Genomic DNA, 17,034 nt, shown 5'->3' with positions numbered 1-17,034 from the left:
GGCGGGTGCTGTCGGCGTCGAGCGGCGCTCATTACGATGACAGCGAAGAATGTGATGCAGAGCACGTCCGCTGTTTGTGCTCATAAGTGCACACGGCGAGCGGTCCGCCCGGTGCCGAGGAGGTGGGTGTCATGCCTCTGGCAGACAGGGTGCGCTCGCCGCGACTGCGCGGCGCGCTGATCCTGCTCGTGCAGTGCGGTGTGGTGCTCGCCTGCGTGGCGGCCACGACGCTGGCCGCGTCGGCGGTGCAGGAGCGCCACATCCGCACGGCCACCGAGGAACGCGTGCTGGCGGTGTCGCGCAGCCTCGCCGAACTCGATCAGGTGCGCGCCGCCCTCGGCTCCCCCGCCGCCGCGGCGGAACTGCAACCGCTGGCCGAGTTGATCCGGCAGGCGTCGCGGGTCGACTACGTGGTGGTCACCGACGCCGAGGGCATCCGGCTCACCCACCCCGATCCGGCCGAGCGCGGACGGCCCGTCTCCACGGACCCGTCGGCCGTGCTCGCGGGCGAGACGTTCCTCGGCACCGAGTCGGGCACCCTGGGGCCGACGCTGCGCGCCAAAGTGCCCGTATACCAATCCGATTCGCCGGGAGCCCCGGTAATCGGCATCGCGTCGGTGGGCATCCTGGAGTCCGAGATCGCGGCGGATCACGAGGAGAGCTTGTTCGCGCTGGTGCCATGGATCCTCGCCGCGCTCGCCGTCGGCTGCCTGGCCGCGGGGCTGCTGGCCCACCTGGTGAACCGCCGCGTGCGCCGCCTCGAGGACGAGGTGGTGGAGCTTTCGGTGCAGCGGCGGATCGCGCGGGCGCTGCGGGATCAGACCCACGAGTTCCGCACCCGCCTGCACATCATCTACGGACTGGTCGAGAGCGACGACGCCGCGGGCGCGCTCGCCTACATCGCCGACCTGGCGCCCGTCGCCCACACCGACGGCACCGGACCGGAGCTCGACGACGCCCGCGTGCGCGCGCTGCTCGACGCGGCCGCCGCCGAATTCGCCGAGCAGGGTGGACGTTTGGAGATCGACCCGCTCTCGGAGGTGGACCGGACCGGCATCGACGCCGACGACCTGACGGTGCTGTCCAACCTGGTGCGCAACGCCGTGGAGGCCGCCGGCCCGGACGGCATGGTCCGGGTGCGGATCCACGCCGACGGCACGGAGTTCGACCTCGTCGTCTCCGACAGCGGGCCCGGCATCCCCGACGACGCCATGCCCAGACTGTTCCGGCACGGGTTCACCACCAAACACCCCACCGACGAGGTGTCGTCGCGCGGCGTGGGGCTCGCACTCGTGCTGCGGATCGTCCGCCGCCGGGGCGGGCATATCGACGTCGGTTCGAGTGATCTGGGCGGGGCGCGGTTCGAGGTGCGGATGCCGGCCGGTGGAGCGCGGGACGCTGTGGAGTCGGCCGCGACGAAGGTGAGCACATGAGTGCGTGGGCGGGGTCAGCCGGTGGTTCGCGAGCGAGCGGCAGCCGCGCGGTTCGTGCCGGGGGGCGCGGCGCGGGCGGTGGAAAGGTGTGAGATGAGCGAGCGCTCGGTGCGTCGGCCCATGGTCGTCGAAGGGGAGCCTCCCGCCGAGTCGGACAGGCCCGTCTCGAGGCTCGGCGCGGGCGGCGGAAAGGTGTGGGCATGAACGACCAGCCGATCAGGACGCTGATCGTGGACGACGATCCGGCGGCGTGCCGCCTGCACGCCCGCTACGTCCAGGAGGAGCCGGGATTCACGGTGAGCGGGGCCGTGCACAGCGGTCCGGCGGCGATGGACGCGGTCTCCCGGGTCCCCGTCGATCTCGTGCTGCTCGACATCCACCTGCCCGAGTTCAGCGGGATCGAGGTGCTGCACCGGTTGCGCGCGGCGGCGGGCACGCCGATCGACGTCATCGTCATCTCCTCGGCCCGCGACCGGGTGACGGTGCGTCAGGCGCTGTCCGCCCAGGTCGCCGGGTATCTGGTGAAGCCGTTCAGCCGGGCGGTGTTCGCGGAGCGGTTGCGCGCCTACCGAGCCCAGCGTGCCCCGTTGGCGGCGACCAACGAGGACGCCTTCGGACAGCACGAGATCGACTCGCTGTGGAGCGGCCGGGCCACACCGCAGCGGACCGCCGAGGCCGCCCGAACCGAGACGCTGCCCAAAGGCCTGTCGGCGCCGACGATGGAGTTGATCGTCTCCGCCCTGCGCACCGCCCGGACGGCGACCGCCGCCGAAATCGCTTCGGCGGCGGGCACTTCCAGGGCGACGGCACGCCGCTACCTGGACTACTTGAATCAGCGCGGCACGGTCGACCTCTCCCACCGCTACGGCCGTCGCGGACGACCCGAACTCATCTACCGGCTCGCACCGCCCAGTTGAGCGATCACTCCTCGGGCGTCCGCCGGGCCGTGAGCCTGCGCAGCGCCGCCCGCAGCCCGGCCGACTCCTCCGGGCTGATCCGGTCGACGAAGTGGCTCAACACCAGATCCGATCGCCCCCCGGACCCCAGCGCTTCCAGCATCAGCCGGGCACTGTGTTCCTCGCGGGTGAGCGTCGGCCAGTAGCGGTATGCCTTGCCCGCCCGTTCGCGGGCGAGCCAGCCTTTGCGATGCAGGTTGTCCATGGTCGACATCACCGTGGTGTAGGCGATGTCGCGCTGGGCGGAGAGCTCCTCGAAAATCTCTCGCACCGTGGTGAACTCCGTGTCCCTGTCCCAGATGCGGTCCATGATGACCGCCTCCAGGTCTCCGAATCCACGCACCGCACCGACTCCCTCATCGTCGTCCGATCAACTGGGAAACCAGCGTACCGACAACCTTTTGTTCTACGTATCAGAACAGTAGATTCGGGGAACCGGCCCGGATGGCGGAGGAGTTCGCCGACCCATCACTTTGATCAACGCCCCGAGAGACGCCCCTCTTCACACCGGGACGGGTTCGTTCGCGCGCAGGAAGCGGCAGATGCGCGGGACCACCAGGTCGGCGCGGTGGAAGAACACCTCATGTCCCGTACCCGGATAGATCTCCACCTCCGCCCGCGGGACAAGCTCCAGCGCGCGATCGCGGCACTTCACCGGATCGCCCAGCACGGTGTCGGCCCCGAACACCGCGAGCATCGGCACCCGGATCGCGCCCAGTTCCTCATCGGTGAGCGGACGGGGCCACGGCAGGACCCGCTTGTACGGCACGGCCGCGAGCGCGGTGCGGCGCTCGTCCTCGGTGGGCGGACGATTCGGTGTCGCCCATTCGCCGAACTTGCGCATGTTCTTCTCGGTGGGCCGGATCCCGACGCGCATGATCCGCCACAGCACACCCATGCTCACTTTGCCGAAGCTCACCGCGGATTCGACCAGCGTCAGGCTCGCCAGGCGCGAGCTGCTGACGCCCGCCACCGACGCCTGCCAGCCGCCGTCGGAGTAGCCGAGCAGGTGCGCCCGCTCCACCCCGAGCCCTTCCAGCAGCTGGTCCACCCACTTCCCGAAGTCCGCCGCCTCGGTCAACGGCGCGGTCTGCACGCTCAAACCCGGCGTGCCGATCGTGTCGGGCGTGTAGACCACGCGATCGGCGGCGAGCCCCTCGATCACCGGCAACCAGCACGCCCCGTTCCCGCCCATCGGATGCAGCATCACCACGGGCGCCCCCGGCCCGCCCCCGGACTTGCGCACATGCGTCGGCCCATACGCCGTCGACACATCCATCTCCGTCGACTCCACCGGCCATTGCCGCGCCATCGCCTCGTACGCGTCGAGATACGCCCGCCGCTCCGCCTCGTTGCGGAACCCGCCCACCTTCGCCATGTTTCCTCCCTCACTTCTCTTGATGATATGAACGTACCACAAAAACTTCCGGCGAATAGACCCCGGCACCCACGGGATATTTCGCGTGAGCGCCGCATCGACACCCATCACGCCGATGCGCGCCCCACTTGTCGGACCTCGATGCGAACATATGTTCGTGTCCGATATCCGCCCCTCGCCCCGTCCGCGGATCGAGGCGCGCGCGGAGGCGTCGATCCTGCACGCGGATCTCGACTCGTTCTACGCGTCCGTCGAGCAGCGCGACGACCCCCGCCTGCGCGGGAAGCCCGTGATCGTGGGTGGCGGCGTGGTGCTCGCGGCCTCGTACGAGGCGAAGGCGTTCGGGGTGCGCACGCCGATGAACGGCAGGCAGGCGCGGCTCCTGTGCCCGCACGCGATCGTGGTGCCGCCGCGGATGGACGCCTACTCCGAGGCGAGCAAGGCGGTGTTCGAGATCTTCCGCGACACCACGCCGGTCGTGGAGGGCATCTCGATCGACGAGGCGTTCCTGGACGTCGGCGGATTGCGCCGTATCGCGGGCGAGCCGACGGAAATAGCCAAACGTTTGCGTGCCCGCGTACGACACGAGGCCGGATTACCCATCTCGGTCGGCATCGCCCGCACCAAGTTCCTGGCGAAGGTCGCCAGCGCGGTCGCCAAACCCGACGGCCTGCGCCTCGTCCCACCCGACGGCGAACTCGAGTTCCTGCACCCGTTGCCGGTCGAAAGACTCTGGGGCGTAGGCGAAGTCACGGCCGCGAAGCTGCACGAGTACGGCATCGCCCGGGTGGGCGAACTGGCCGCACTCGGCGAATCCGGGTTACGCGGCATCCTCGGACAGTCCGCGGCCCGCCATCTGCACGCCTTGTCCATGGCGCGCGACCCGCGCCGCGTCGAGACCGGGCGCCGACGCCGTTCGATCGGCGCGCAACGCGCACTCGGGCGCCGCCCCCACCCCGACGACGAACTCGAGGCCTACCTGCACGGCCTCATCGACCGCTTGGCCCGCCGGCTCCGCACCGCCGACCGCGTCTGCCGAACGGTGGTGCTGCGCTTGCGTTTCGACGATTTCACCCGCGCCACCCGCTCCCACACCCTGCCCGACGCCACCGACCACACCGACACCCTTCTCCGCACCGCCCGCCGCCTGCTCACCGACGCCCTCCCTCTCATCCACACCCGCGGCATCACCCTGATCGGCCTGTCCCTGACCAACCTCGCCGACACCGACCCCTACCAACTCACCCTCCCCCTCGACCGCCCCACCGACACCCTCGACACCACCCTCGACGACCTCCGCCGCCGCTTCGGCTCCACCGCCGTCACCCGCGCCACCCTCCTCCACCGCGGCGAAGGCCTCTCCGTCCCCCTCCTCCCGGATTGAGGCCATGACCAGCCGTTTCGCGGAGGCACGCCGGTACCGCGGGGCGTCGCGCTATGATGCTGCCGGGTTGCCAGGCGGGGGGATGCGCTCGTCTTCGGGAAACCGCGGGTGGCCCCGGTGCGATGGCGCCGCCCGTTCCGAGGAGGAATTGATGCCCTACGCCGTGCTCGGCCTGCTCACCCTGGCGCTGTGGGTGTACTGCCTGGTCGACATCATCACCTGCCCCGATGCGGGAATCCGGCACCTGCCGAAGATGGGGTGGATCGTGGTGGTCGTGTTGATCCCGACCGTCGGCGCCCTCCTGTGGTTGTTCGCGGGCCGTCCGCTGCGCGAGTCGCCCCCGAGCAATACCCGGTTCTCCGAGTACGACCGCCCCGGCCGCCACGTCGCCCAGAGCCCGGACGACGACGAAGCGTTCCTGCGCGGCCTGCGCGAACGCGCCGAACAGCAGCGCCGCGAAGCTCGCCGCCAGGAAGAGGAACGCCGCCGCGCGGAGGATGCACGCCGCGAGTCCGACGAAAACTGATCTCGCCGAGCGGCTGCGCCGCACTGGCCCGCGTTCCCGCACCGGGCGGCGGCTGAACCGGGCTCACTGCCCGTAAGACAGCCGCAGATCACCGAACAGCAGCGTGGTCATGCGCTTCGAGAATCACCGGCTCGATCCCATCCTCGAGCAGCACCAACCACGGACGGGCTCCGGCGCGCCTCGGGTACGCCAGCGACTCCCACACCACGCGAGGCGGAGCGGGCAACGTCCCCGCGCGCGAACCGAGTTCGATCAGGCCGGGATCCCCATCCCCTCGGCCAGCAGCGGCCACGACTTGTGCAGCGCCTCTTCCCAATACGGCCAGTAGTGCGTGCCGACGGGGTTGAACTGGTAGGTCGCGGGGATGTCGAGAGAGTCGAGGCGGTTCTTCAAGTTGGTGGTGCAGCCGTTCACGATCGCTTCGATGATCACGCCGAGGGCGAGGCTGGTGGGCCCGTCGCTGCCGGGGTAGGTGCCCAGGTAGTACTGGACGTCCTCGAGCAGCGGGATGCCGCTGCCCGTCGAGATGTAGAGCAGGGTGCCGCGCAGCTTCTCCGCGTTGATGACCGGATCGTTCTCCGCCCACACCGGGCTGTCCGGCGGACCGTACATATTCACGGTGTTGCCGCCCGCGCGCTGCTCGACCACCAGTTTCACGAACTGCTGGCCGAGCGGATCGGCGATCTGCGCGCAACCGCTGTACGCGCCGACGGCCTTGAAGAGTCCCGGTTTGGCCTCGGCCAGTTGCAGCACCGACGTGCCCGAGGTGGACAGACCGCTCAGCGCGTTGCGGCCGGTGGATCCCAGCTCGCGGTCCAGCAGGGGCGGAAGTTCCTCGGTGAAGAACGTCCGCCACTTGTTCACGCCGAGCACCGGGTCGGGCTGCAACCAGTCGGTGTAGTAGCTGGCGTAGCCGCCGATCGGCTGGACGACGTTGACGTGCTTGCCCGCCAGGAACTCCAACGCGTCGGTCTGCGCCGCCCAGCTCGCGTCGCTGAGACCGCCGTCGAGACCGTTGAGCAGGTAGAGATTCGGCGCCGGCGTCGACTCGTCGGCCGGACGCTGGATGTCGACATCGATCTCCTTGTCCATCGCCGCCGAGTACACCTTCAGGTGCCAGGTGCGCCCATCCTTGTCGATCGAGGTGATCTCGGACGCCTGCCGCGGCTGCGCCGCCGTGGTCCCGCCGACCAACATCATCGACAGTGCGGCGGTGAGTGCGATGGCAGCGACCCGGACAGGCCGGCCACGGCGCGCGGTGAGTTTCATCGGTCAAGCTCTCCCATCAGCGGGCCGTCCCCGGCCCCAGCTATCGGTACACACTCCATCGACCCCTCGAACCCTATGTCATCGACCATGAAGAATCCGTTACCCACCCCCGCGTAGGCTCGGCGGGTATGTCGGTGATGGCGGGGGCCGGCTACTCCGGGGCGACAGTGCGTTCCGCACCTTCTTTCTGGGTCGGCTGGTCTCGTCGACCGGGTCGGCCGTCGCGCCGATCGCGCAGTCCTTCGCGGTGCTCGAACTGACGCGATCCGCCACCTGGTTCGGCGTGGTGCTGGCGGTCGGCTTCCTGCCGCAGGTCCTGTTCGTGGTGGTCGGCGGGGTGGTGGCGGACCGGTTCCGGCGCGGCACCGTGATGGTGTGGTCGAACGCCGTATCCGCCTGCACGCAAGCACTTCTCGCGATACTGGTACTCACCGGGACCGCCCAGATCTGGCATATCGCCGCCGTGGCGGGTGTCGCGGGAACCGCAGCCGCGTTCTTCGGCCCGGCCGCCAACGGCGTGATCCCGCAACCTGTCGACCACCGCGACCTCCACGACGCGAACGCCTTGCTCCGGCTGAGCATGAATCTGGCCAAAGTGCTCGGACCCGGCATCGGCGGTGTCGCGGTCGCAGTCTTCGGTTCCGGATGGGTGATCGGCTGGGACGCACTCACTTTCGCCATCGCCGCACCCGCCGAGGACAAACCACGCACCGCCCTCGAACCGCACACAACTTCAGGCCCGCGAATCGATCAACGCACCCAGCCTGATCACCAACCCCCGAACCCACTCTTCAGGTAAGCCATCGCTCACGTTCGAAGGTCTCCCCGTGTCCTCGCAGTCCCTCCTCCCTCCGGCCTCGCCCGGATCCGACGAGTACGCGGGCGCCCTCCGCCGTCGACCACTACACAGCGCACGACCTCTGATCGCGCTGTCGCTCCTGCTGGCCGTGTCGACACTCTTCGCGATCGGCCTCGGCCCCTCCTCGGTGGCACCGTCCGACACCGTGCGCTATCTGTGGGCGGCGGTCACGGGCGGCAGTTTGCCGGTGGAGGAGGTGTCCCGCTACCAGATCATCTGGCAGATCCGAACTCCCCGAGTGCTTTTGGCGGCGGTGGTCGGTGCGGGGTTGAGCGCGGTCGGGGTGGCGATCCAGGCGCTCGTCCGCAATCCCCTCGCCGACCCCTACATTCTCGGGGTGTCGTCCGGTGGCGCGGTCGGCGCGGTAGCGGTGTCGCTGTTCGGGGCCCTCGCGGGGTTGGGCATCTACGCGGTCTCGGTCGGCGCGTTTCTCGGGGCGCTGGGCGCGACCGCGCTCGTCTACGCCGCCGCCTACGGCAGGACCGGGGTGACGCCCTTGCGGTTGGTGTTGACCGGCGTCGCCCTGGCGTTCGGGTTCCAGGCGGTCATGAGCGTGATGATCTATTTCGCGCCGCGTCGGTGCGATCCTGATGGTGTGGGTGGACCTGCTCGCCCGCACCCTGGTCGCACCGCGTGAACTGCCGCTCGGAGTGCTCACGGCCTTGCTCGGCGTTCCGGTGTTCATCGTGCTGATGCGCCGCCGCGGCTACGTCTTCGGCGGCATCTGATGGGGCGCGACGAGAAGGCCTCGAGCCTGTCGATCTCGGAGTTATCGGTGGTGCTCCAGGGCCGCCGTATCATCACCGACCTCGACCTCGACGTGCGCGCCGGCGAGATCATCGGCCTCGTCGGACCGAACGGCTCCGGCAAGTCCACGGTCCTGCGCTGCGTGTACCGGGCGCTCGAACCTTCCGGCGGGGTCGTGAGGGTCGGCAAGGACAACCTGCTCGACTTGTCACTGCGTGACTCGGCGCAACGCGTCGCCGCGCTGACCCAGCAGACCGGAACGGATTTCGACTTCACCGTCGGCGAAGTCGTCGCGCTGGGCCGCGCGCCGCACAAGCGCGGCAACGAACCTCTCACCACCCGCGAGCGCGAACTGTGCCGCAGCGCCATGGACTTGCTCGACATCGGCCACCTCGCCGACCGCGGCATCCTCGGCCTCTCGGGCGGGGAGCGCCAACGCGTGCTCATCGCCCGCGCCCTGGTCCAGGAGCCACAGGTGCTCATCCTCGACGAGCCCACCAACCACCTCGACATCCGCCATCAGATCGAACTGCTCGGCTTCCTGCGCACGACCGGCCTGACGGTGCTGATCGTTTTGCATGACCTGAATCTCGCCGCGGCCGTGTGTGATTCGCGAATTCCGTGCGGGCCGATGATGTTTCGACGGAAGGTCCAGCGCGGATGACGGTGTCGCGTCCACCCACCGGCAAACAACCGCTACCCGACCGGCGGATCATCGCAGCCCAGGGGCCGCTGCTGCTCGCGGCGGTCCTCGGGCTGTTTCCCTTCACGGTCTATTCGACCTATCTCGTGCCGATTTCCGACACCGTGGGCGCGGGCGAAGCGGCCGTCGGATTTCTGCGCGGCCTCGGCGGCATCACGGAGCTGTTCGTCGGCGTCGCCGCGGCCCCGCTGCTGGCCCGGTGGCCGAAAAGGCGCGTGAGCGCACTCGCGCTGATCACGCTCGCAATATCCGGCCTCGTCGCCACCACCGGCGTCTTCGCGGCGCTGATCGTGTTCTGCGCCGGTGTCGGACTGTCCACCGCCCTGCTGACCCCGGCGTTGCTCACGCAGGCGACCGAGTCCTACGACGATCCCGCGAACGCCGGCCGCACGGCCACCCTGGTGACCGCCACCCAATCGCTGGCGGCGGTGGCGGCCGGACCGGTGATCGGCATGCTGGGGCTCTGGCGCGGATGGCAGGGCACGCTCTGGATCACCGCCGCTCTCGCCGTAGTGCTCGCTACCTGGTTTCTCCGCGCCACTCCCCCGCCCACACCGCCAGCGACGAAGCAGTTGGGCTACCTGGAGGCATTCGACCGGCTCCGCGCGAGACCAGATCTCTTGGCGATCATCGCCATTGCCGCACTACGGACCACCTCGTTCATGGGCTATCTCGCCTTCCTCGCCGCCTTCTATCACGACCGATTCGACTTGAGCGCCCAAGCGTTCACGCTGATCTGGACGGTGAGCGGCAGCGCGTTCTTCGCGGGGAACTACCTCGCGGGCCGATGGTGCCGCGCGGGCGAAGCGCTCGGCGACCGCCCACGCGCCGTCCTCACCACCGGACTGCTCACCGCACTCCTCGCCGTCCTGGCCATCTTCCACATCACCGCCCTACCCGCCGCCGCGTTGGGCACGGCACTCCTCGGCTTCGCGCACGCGATCGTCGCCGCCCAGCTCACGACCCTCCTCGCGCATCGCGGCGGCGACCTCACCACCGTCGCCTTCGCCGTCAACACCGCCGGGATGAGCCTCGGAGTGTTCGTGGGTGCGGCGCTCGGCGGGGTCGGACTGGCGCTCGGCGGGCACACCGGGATCGCGATCGCGTTGGCCGTTCCGGTGGTGGTCGCGGTGGGATTGGTCGGTCGAGGGGTTCGGTCGGCGGAGTAGCGCTCCGTCCTGATGGCAGGCTGAGCCCGCCGAGGCCGACATCTTCACCCCGGTAGGAACGCGTCGGAACCGACTTCGGCCGGGTCCATGATGTGCGCCAGGAAGAGCCGCGTCGTCGGGGTGGGCGTGCTAGTGGTGATGGCGTGCCAGGGCCGCGCGAGGGGCGTTCCGGGAACCGGGATCACTTCGAGGGCGCCCGAGTCGAGATGGTCGGCGACAGCGTCGCTGTGGATCAACGTGACGCCCAATCCCTCTCGCGCAGCGGCGATTACGGCACCGTGCGAGCCGAGAGTCAGGGTCGGCGGGGTGATGTTGAGAGTGTCGAGCAGTGTGAGCGTCGCTTCGCGCGTGCCGGACCCGCGCCCCCGCAAGAGCCAGGTGGTGTGCAGCGGGTCGACGTGACGGTGCGGCGAACCGACGACCACGAGGTCGCTCGGTCGGCGCGCGCGGGTGACCAACCCTGCGTCGCGCGGTGGCCGCCCCGCGATGACGAGATCCGTTTCATGGTGCAGCAATTCGGCGAACAGCGTGTCGCGGGGGTGCACCGAGAGGCTGAGTTCCACGTCGGGGAACCGATTGCGGAACTTGGCGAGGGGACGCAGCAGCACCGACTCCCCCGCCGTCGCGACGACCCCGATGCGCAGCCGCCCGATCTCGGCCTGCCGCACGGCCGCTCGCGCCTCCTGCATGAGCCCGAGGATGCGACGGCAGTAGTCCGCGTAGACGCGCCCCGCCTCGGTGAGCGTGATCCCCCGGCCCGCCTTCGCGACCAGTTTCGCGCCGAGCTGTTTCTCCACGTGCGACACGGCCGCCGACACCGCGGCCTCGGTGATGTGCAGCTGGGTGGCGGCGCGCCGGATACTGCTGTGGCGGGCGACGGCCAGGAATGTTTCCATCCGCGACGCGCTCACCATACCCATCCGTCGACGGTAACAAACTTCGACATTCGGTTGAGCATTACCAGGAACAATCAAATTGTTTGTGGTCGCGGGCCCCGTCATCCTGGAATTCGCAAGGCGCACAACGCTCCAGGAGGAACGATGGCCGAAGAATCCGAACGGGACCGGTGGGATCCGGGCGTGCAGTCGTACGCGTCGATGGGGTACTACAACCCGGACTACGTGCCGTCGGACACCGATGTGCTCGCCGTGTTCCGGGTGACGCCCCAGCGCGGTGTCGACCCCATCGAGGCGGCGGCGGCCGTGGCGGGCGAATCCTCCACTGCCACATGGACGGTCGTGTGGACCGACCGCCTCACCGCGCACTCGAAGTACCAGGCCAAGTGCTACCGGGTGGACGAGGTGCCGGGCCGGCCCGGTGAGTATTTCGCCTACGTCGCCTACGACCTCGACCTGTTCGAGGAAGGGTCGATCACCAATCTCACCTCGTCGGTGATCGGAAATGTGTTCGGATTCAAACCGCTGCTCGCCTTGCGGCTGGAGGATATGCGCATTCCGGTGGCGTATGTCAAGACCTTCCAGGGTCCGCCGCACGGCACGGTGATGGAGCGCGAATACCTGAACAAGTACGGCAGGCCGCTGCTCGGCGCGACGGTGAAACCGAAACTCGGTCTCTCCGCCCGCAATTACGGCCGGGTGATCTACGAGGCGTGCAAGGGCGGCCTCGATTTCACCAAGGACGACGAGAACATCAACTCGCAACCGTTCATGCGCTGGCGCGACCGCTACCTGTTCGCGATGGAGGGCGTGAATCGCGCCACCGCCGAGACCGGCGAGATCAAGGGCCACTACCTCAACGTCACCGCCGCGACCATGGAGGACATGTACGAGCGGGCCGAGTTCGCCAAGGAACTCGGCAGCGTGGTGATCATGATGGACCTCACCGTCGGCTACACGGCGATGCAGTCCATGTCGCATTGGGCGCGCCGCAACGGCGTGCTGCTGCACCTGCACCGCGCCGGCCATTCGACGTTCACGCGCCAGAAGACGCACGGCGTGAGCTTCCGTGTGCTGGCCAAGTGGTGCCGGCTCATCGGTGTGGACCACCTGCACGCCGGCACGGTCGTCGGCAAGCTCGAGGGCGACCCCGCCACCACCAAGGGCTTCTATGACACGTTGCGGGAGCACCACATTCGTACCGAGCCCGCCAACGGCATCTTCTTCGATCAGGACTGGGCCAGCCTGCCCGGCGTGATGCCGGTGGCCTCCGGCGGCATCCACGCCGGGCAGATGCACCAGCTGCTCGACCTGTTCGGCGACGACGTGGTGTTGCAGTTCGGCGGCGGCACGATCGGCCACCCGCAGGGGATCGCGGCGGGCGCCGAGGCGAACCGGGTGGCGCTCGAGGCCGTGGTGCAGGCGCGCAACGAGGGCCGCGACCTGCTGAAGGAAGGCCCGGACGTGTTGCGCAAGGCCGCCGAGTTCTGCCGTCCGCTCGAGGTGGCGCTGTCCACGTGGGGCGACGTGACCTTCGACTACACCTCCACCGACGCGCCCGACGCGGTGCCGACGGCGAGCCGGTGAAAGGGGCCGAGATGTATCTGCGCCACGGAACGTTCTCCTACCTGCCCGAATTCACCGACGACGAGATCGCCGCCCAAGTGCGGTACGCGCTGCTCAACGGGTGGCCGGTCTCGATCGAGTACACCGACGACCCGCATCCGCGCAACGCGTACTGGGAGATGTGGGGGCTGCCGCTGTTCGATCTGGACGAACCCGACGGCGTGCTGGCCGAGATCAACGCCTGCCGAGCGACATTCCCGCGCCACTACGTGCGGGTGCTCGCCTACGACGCCAGCTACGGCAGGCAGACCACGGCGCTGAGCTTCCTGGTTCAACGCCCGCCCGAGGAGCCGGGTTTCGCGCTCACCCGCACCGAAGGACCGGACCGCCGGCAGACCTACGGCCTGCGCCCCTATGCCACCGATCGCCCACAGGGGCTGCGGTATGGCGGCTGAGGCCAACGGATTCCGTCTGCACCGGCCGGGAGGCGACTCCCGGCCGGTGCGGCCCTCCGCGCCCGAAAGCGCCACGGAGGAAACGATTCTCGGTGACGACGCGGTGCTCGACCTCTCCACCGACATCGCGCGACACGACGTGGAGGACACCCTCGCGCGCCTGGACGCCGAGCTGGTGGGCCTGGCGAATGTGAAACTGCGGGTGCGCGAGATCGCCGCGCTGCTGCTGATCGACCGCGCCCGCCAGCGTTTCGGGCTCAGCTCGACGCGACCCACCATGCACATGAGCTTCACCGGCGGGCCCGGCACCGGCAAGACCACGGTGGCGCTGCGCATGGCGCAGATGCTGCACGCGCTCGGCTACATCCGCAAACCCAAGGTGCACACCGTCACCCGCGACGATCTGGTGGGCCAGTTCATCGGCCATACCGCGCCGAAAACCAAAGAGGCGCTGGCGAAAGCGGCGGGCGGTGTGTTGTTCATCGATGAGGCGTACTACCTGTTCCGCCCGGAGAACGAGCGCGACTACGGGCAGGAGGTGATCGAGATCCTCTTGCAGGAGATGGAGAACGACCGCGCGAGCCTCGTCGTCATCTTCGCCGGCTACCCGGATCGCATGGAGACGTTCTTCTCGGCGAATCCGGGACTCTCCTCGCGCGTGGCGCACCATCTCGAATTCGCCGACTACACCCACGGCGAACTCATGGAGATCGCCGAATTGATGGTGGCGGGCGAGAATTTCCGGTTCGACGAGTCCGCCCGCGGCGCGTTCGCCGACTACCTCACGCTGCGTATGCAGCGGCCCCGGTTATCCAACGCGCGCAGCGTGCGGAACGCCTTGGACCGCTGCCGGTTACGGCAGGCCAAGCGCCTGCTGGAACTGGACCGCCCGCTCACCAAAGCGGACCTGATCACGCTGGTCGACCGGGATGTGTTCGGCAGCAGCGTATTCGAGACCTCCCAGCCGGACGGGCCGACCGAGAGAGCCCCCGCATGACCGGATGAGTTGAGTTATGCCCGAAGGATTGAAGACCCTCACCCGCTACACGATCGAAGAGGAGCACCGCCACCCCGGCTCGTCCGGGGAGTTCTCCGCGCTGGTGAATGTGGTGGCCACGGCGACGAAGATCGTGGCCAATCAGGTCACGCGCGGCGCGATCGCGGGGTCGCTGGGCACCATGTCGGAGCCGGACAACCTGCCGCCCACCGTGCACCGCCGGTTGGACGCCATCACCAACGACATCGTGGTCGCGGAAACCCAATGGACGGGTCATCTTTCGGCGCTGCTCTCGGAGCAGATGCCCAAGGTGCGGGCGGTGCCGCGGACCCATCGGCGCGGGAAGTACCTGCTGGCGTTCGACGCGCTGGACGGGTCGAGCAATATCGACGTGAACTTGCCGGTGGGGACGATCTTCAGCGTGCTGCGCGCGCCGGAGGAGTTGCTCGCAGAGGACGCGCGCGAGCCGGCGCCCCTGGACTTCCTGCAACCCGGCACCGAGCAGGTGTGTGCCGGATTCACCCTGTATGGGCCCGCGACGATGCTGGTGCTCACCACCGGCGACGGCGTGGACGGGTTCACGCTCGACCGCGAGATCGGCGCGTTCGTGCTCACCCACCCGAGGATGCGAATCCCCGAGGACACTTCGGGTTTCGCGATCAACGCCGCCAACGACCGGTTCTGGGAACGGCCGGTGCGCCGCTATGTGCACGAATGCCTCGACGGCGTGAACGGCCCGCGCGGACGGTATTTCAACATGCGCTGGGTGGCCTCGCTCGTCGCCGACACGTTCCACATCCTCACGCGCGGAGGGGTCTACCTCTATCCGCGCGATACCCGCCCGCCGGCACGTGCCGGGCGGGTATCGCTGCTCTACGGGGCGAATCCGATCGCGTTCATCGTCGAACAGGCCGGTGGCGCCGCCATCACCGGCAGCGAGCGCGTGCTCGAGCTGAAACCGGAAGACGTGCACCAGCGCGTGCCGCTGATCTTCGGCTCCCGCAACGAGGTCGAACGCATCGAGCGCTATCACCGGGAACCCGACGAAGGTCCCAGCTTCGACAGGTCCCTGTTCGGCACCCGGTCGCTGTTCCGGCCGGGCGGCCACTGAATTCCGTTGTCCGACAAGTGAGGAGGTGCGATGTCGGTCAAACACCCCGTGGTCGCGATCACCGGTTCGTCCGGTGCGGGCACGACCAGCGTCACCCGGACCTTTCAGGAGATCTTCCGCCGCGAAGGTATCAACGCCGCGATCGTCGAGGGGGATTCGTTCCATCGCTACGACCGCGACGAGATGAAACTCGCGATGGCCGAGGCGGAGCAGAACCGTAATTTCCGGTTCTCGCATTTCGGTGAGGAAGCGAATCTGCTGAAGGAATTGGAGACGCTGTTCCGCGACTACGGGGAAACCGGCGTCGGTATGGTGCGCCGTTACCTCCACAACGATCGCGAGGCGAAACCCTATGGACAGCCGGCGGGGACGTTCACCCCGTGGGAGGAACTGTCGCCGGGCAGCGACCTGCTGTTCTACGAGGGGCTGCACGGCGCGGCCGTGACGTCCACCGTGAACATCGCCGAGCACGCGGATCTCCTGGTGGGCGTGGTGCCCATCATCAACCTCGAATGGACGCAGAAGGTGATCCGCGACAAGACCGAACGCGGCTACTCCAGCGAGGCCGTCATCGACACCATCCTGCGCCGCATGCCCGACTACGTCACCTACATCTGCCCCCAATTCTCCCGCACCTACGTCAACTTCCAACGCGTGCCCACCGTCGACACCTCCAACCCCTTCATCGCCCGCACCATCCCCACCGCCGACGAAAGTTTCGTCGTCATCCGCTTCGCCGACCCGAAAGTAATCGACTTCCCGTACTTACTATCGATGCTCCACGACTCCTTCATGTCCCGCCCCAATTGCATCGTGGTGCCGGGCGGAAAGATGGAACTGGCCATGCAATTGATCTTCACACCGCTGATCCTGCGGTTGATGGACAAGAGACCCCGACAAGCGCGGTGAGTGTTCAGCACCGCCCGCCGTCCTGATCTTCCGCATCGCGAGCCATCGTGGCCTCCTGCCGGTCCCGCCGCCAGGAGGCCACCACCGCGGCACCGAGGCGGACGGCGCCGAACGGGATGGGGACCGCCGTTGGGTTCAGGCCCGCTGCTGGGCGCGAACCGTTCCACCGCCCGGGTTGGTCGCCGACCCTGCGGTGCGGGGCCAGGTCCAGGCGGACCTGATGATGAAGGCGAGAAGGATAACTTCCAGGACGATGCCGAGGCCGTAGAAGAGCACCCACGACTCGCCCAGCACGTTGAATACCGTGACGGGCACGTAGAGCGCGGCCACGACGAGGTTCGCGAGGCGGGTCACCCCGGCGGGCAGCGTCATCGACAGCACGATCATGAGGATCGGGACGGCCATGAGAATCAGTGCTGTGGTCGAAAAGGTCTGGGAGAGGTCGAATTCGAAGACTTTGCCGTCGAGGATTTCTTGGACGACGCCGGGTGTGAAGAAGTTGAGAATGTCCACGTAGGCGTACAGGAACATGAAGCTCGTCCACGCCGCGGCAATCTTGGCTCGCACCGGGATCGGCTGGTCGTCCAGTGTGGTGGGGTGAGGTGTTCTCATCATGGGCTCCTCGGTTGTGGGTAGGTCCACGATCGCCGAGTGCGGCGGCGGGCACACCGGCCCG

Annotated in this window: 19 protein-coding genes; 14 read left to right on the top strand and 5 right to left on the bottom strand. The window is 68.4% G+C overall.

What is annotated here, in order from left to right; genetic code table 11:
• Nucleotides 1-131 precede the first annotated feature (131 nt).
• Nucleotides 132-1,433, top strand: a complete 1,302-nt coding sequence (locus tag DFR74_RS07640) for a sensor histidine kinase (protein ID WP_084537246.1) — start codon at nt 132-134, stop codon at nt 1,431-1,433.
• 200 nt (nt 1,434-1,633) lie between these two features.
• Nucleotides 1,634-2,350 (top strand): response regulator, encoded by a 717-nt coding sequence (locus DFR74_RS07635; protein ID WP_067501629.1) that lies wholly within the window; start codon nt 1,634-1,636, stop codon nt 2,348-2,350.
• Between the two features lie 4 nt (nt 2,351-2,354).
• Here DFR74_RS07635 and DFR74_RS07630 read toward each other — a convergent pair whose 3' ends face one another.
• Together DFR74_RS07630 and DFR74_RS07625 are read right to left on the bottom strand one after the other, a co-directional pair.
• Nucleotides 2,355-2,732: a BlaI/MecI/CopY family transcriptional regulator gene (locus DFR74_RS07630; protein ID WP_084537198.1), complete on the bottom strand. Its 378-nt coding sequence runs from the start codon at nt 2,730-2,732 to the stop codon at nt 2,355-2,357.
• A gap of 159 nt (nt 2,733-2,891) precedes the next feature.
• Nucleotides 2,892-3,767, bottom strand: coding sequence for an alpha/beta fold hydrolase (locus tag DFR74_RS07625; RefSeq protein ID WP_067501633.1), 876 nt, complete (start codon nt 3,765-3,767; stop codon nt 2,892-2,894).
• Between the two features lie 151 nt (nt 3,768-3,918).
• On the opposite strand from DFR74_RS07625, the gene dinB reads away from it, so the two are divergent.
• On the top strand, nt 3,919-5,151 hold the full coding sequence (gene dinB / locus DFR74_RS07620) for a DNA polymerase IV (protein WP_067501636.1): 1,233 nt from the start codon (nt 3,919-3,921) through the stop codon (nt 5,149-5,151).
• Nucleotides 5,152-5,302: 151 nt separating this feature from the next.
• Complete coding sequence (locus DFR74_RS07615) at nt 5,303-5,677, top strand: PLD nuclease N-terminal domain-containing protein (protein WP_067501640.1); 375 nt, start codon at nt 5,303-5,305, stop codon at nt 5,675-5,677.
• A 252-nt stretch (nt 5,678-5,929) separates the two neighbouring features.
• Here DFR74_RS07615 and DFR74_RS07610 read toward each other — a convergent pair whose 3' ends face one another.
• Nucleotides 5,930-6,946 carry an alpha/beta hydrolase gene (locus tag DFR74_RS07610; RefSeq protein WP_067501643.1) on the bottom strand — a complete coding sequence of 339 codons (1,017 nt, stop codon included), beginning with the start codon at nt 6,944-6,946 and terminating at the stop codon, nt 5,930-5,932.
• A 94-nt stretch (nt 6,947-7,040) separates the two neighbouring features.
• Between DFR74_RS07610 and DFR74_RS07605 the strand changes: the two genes are divergently transcribed.
• The 5 genes from DFR74_RS07605 to DFR74_RS07590 all read left to right on the top strand — a co-directional run bounded on the left by DFR74_RS07605 (nt 7,041) and on the right by DFR74_RS07590 (nt 10,424).
• Complete coding sequence (locus DFR74_RS07605) at nt 7,041-7,745, top strand: MFS transporter (protein WP_084537202.1); 705 nt, start codon at nt 7,041-7,043, stop codon at nt 7,743-7,745.
• Nucleotides 7,746-7,893: 148 nt separating this feature from the next.
• Nucleotides 7,894-8,442 carry a FecCD family ABC transporter permease gene (locus DFR74_RS07600; RefSeq protein WP_232331577.1) on the top strand — a complete coding sequence of 183 codons (549 nt, stop codon included), beginning with the start codon at nt 7,894-7,896 and terminating at the stop codon, nt 8,440-8,442.
• Nucleotides 8,396-8,533, top strand: coding sequence for an iron chelate uptake ABC transporter family permease subunit (locus DFR74_RS37010; RefSeq protein ID WP_232331578.1), 138 nt, complete (start codon nt 8,396-8,398; stop codon nt 8,531-8,533). The genes DFR74_RS07600 and DFR74_RS37010 overlap by 47 nt, the downstream gene beginning before the upstream one ends.
• The gene (locus tag DFR74_RS07595; RefSeq protein ID WP_084537203.1) at nt 8,533-9,216 is read left to right on the top strand and encodes an ABC transporter ATP-binding protein; all 684 of its coding nucleotides are present in this window, start codon (nt 8,533-8,535) and stop codon (nt 9,214-9,216) included. The genes DFR74_RS37010 and DFR74_RS07595 overlap by 1 nt, the downstream gene beginning before the upstream one ends.
• Nucleotides 9,213-10,424 carry an MFS transporter gene (locus DFR74_RS07590; protein ID WP_067501649.1) on the top strand — a complete coding sequence of 404 codons (1,212 nt, stop codon included), beginning with the start codon at nt 9,213-9,215 and terminating at the stop codon, nt 10,422-10,424. Before DFR74_RS07595 ends, DFR74_RS07590 begins: the two co-directional genes overlap by 4 nt.
• 44 nt (nt 10,425-10,468) lie before the next feature.
• On the opposite strand, the gene DFR74_RS07585 is transcribed toward DFR74_RS07590, so the two are convergent.
• Nucleotides 10,469-11,344 (bottom strand): LysR family transcriptional regulator, encoded by an 876-nt coding sequence (locus tag DFR74_RS07585; RefSeq protein ID WP_232331579.1) that lies wholly within the window; start codon nt 11,342-11,344, stop codon nt 10,469-10,471.
• 120 nt (nt 11,345-11,464) lie between these two features.
• Between DFR74_RS07585 and DFR74_RS07580 the strand changes: the two genes are divergently transcribed.
• Genes DFR74_RS07580 through DFR74_RS07560 form a run of 5 tightly spaced genes read left to right on the top strand, consistent with a single transcriptional unit; the run spans nt 11,465 to nt 16,358 of the window.
• Entirely contained in the window at nt 11,465-12,907 is a 1,443-nt protein-coding gene (locus DFR74_RS07580) for a form I ribulose bisphosphate carboxylase large subunit (RefSeq protein ID WP_067501652.1), read from the top strand.
• Between the two features lie 11 nt (nt 12,908-12,918).
• The gene (locus tag DFR74_RS07575) at nt 12,919-13,341 is read left to right on the top strand and encodes a ribulose bisphosphate carboxylase small subunit (protein WP_067502124.1); all 423 of its coding nucleotides are present in this window, start codon (nt 12,919-12,921) and stop codon (nt 13,339-13,341) included.
• On the top strand, nt 13,331-14,338 hold the full coding sequence (locus tag DFR74_RS07570; RefSeq protein WP_084537205.1) for an AAA family ATPase: 1,008 nt from the start codon (nt 13,331-13,333) through the stop codon (nt 14,336-14,338). The genes DFR74_RS07575 and DFR74_RS07570 overlap by 11 nt, the downstream gene beginning before the upstream one ends.
• A 16-nt stretch (nt 14,339-14,354) precedes the next feature.
• Nucleotides 14,355-15,449, top strand: a complete 1,095-nt coding sequence (locus DFR74_RS07565) for a class 1 fructose-bisphosphatase (RefSeq protein ID WP_067501655.1) — start codon at nt 14,355-14,357, stop codon at nt 15,447-15,449.
• A 30-nt stretch (nt 15,450-15,479) separates the two neighbouring features.
• Nucleotides 15,480-16,358 carry a phosphoribulokinase gene (locus tag DFR74_RS07560; RefSeq protein ID WP_067501658.1) on the top strand — a complete coding sequence of 293 codons (879 nt, stop codon included), beginning with the start codon at nt 15,480-15,482 and terminating at the stop codon, nt 16,356-16,358.
• Nucleotides 16,359-16,493: 135 nt separating this feature from the next.
• Here the strand turns inward: DFR74_RS07560 and DFR74_RS07555 are convergent, their stop codons facing one another.
• Entirely contained in the window at nt 16,494-16,970 is a 477-nt protein-coding gene (locus DFR74_RS07555; RefSeq protein ID WP_067502129.1) for a DUF6326 family protein, read from the bottom strand.
• Between the last annotated feature and the right edge of the window lie 64 nt (nt 16,971-17,034).

The sequence above is a fragment of the Nocardia puris genome (assembly GCF_003315035.1).
GTDB classification, from domain to species: Bacteria; Actinomycetota; Actinomycetes; order Mycobacteriales; family Mycobacteriaceae; genus Nocardia; species Nocardia puris.
This window is presented reverse-complemented; position numbering and strand designations above follow the sequence as displayed.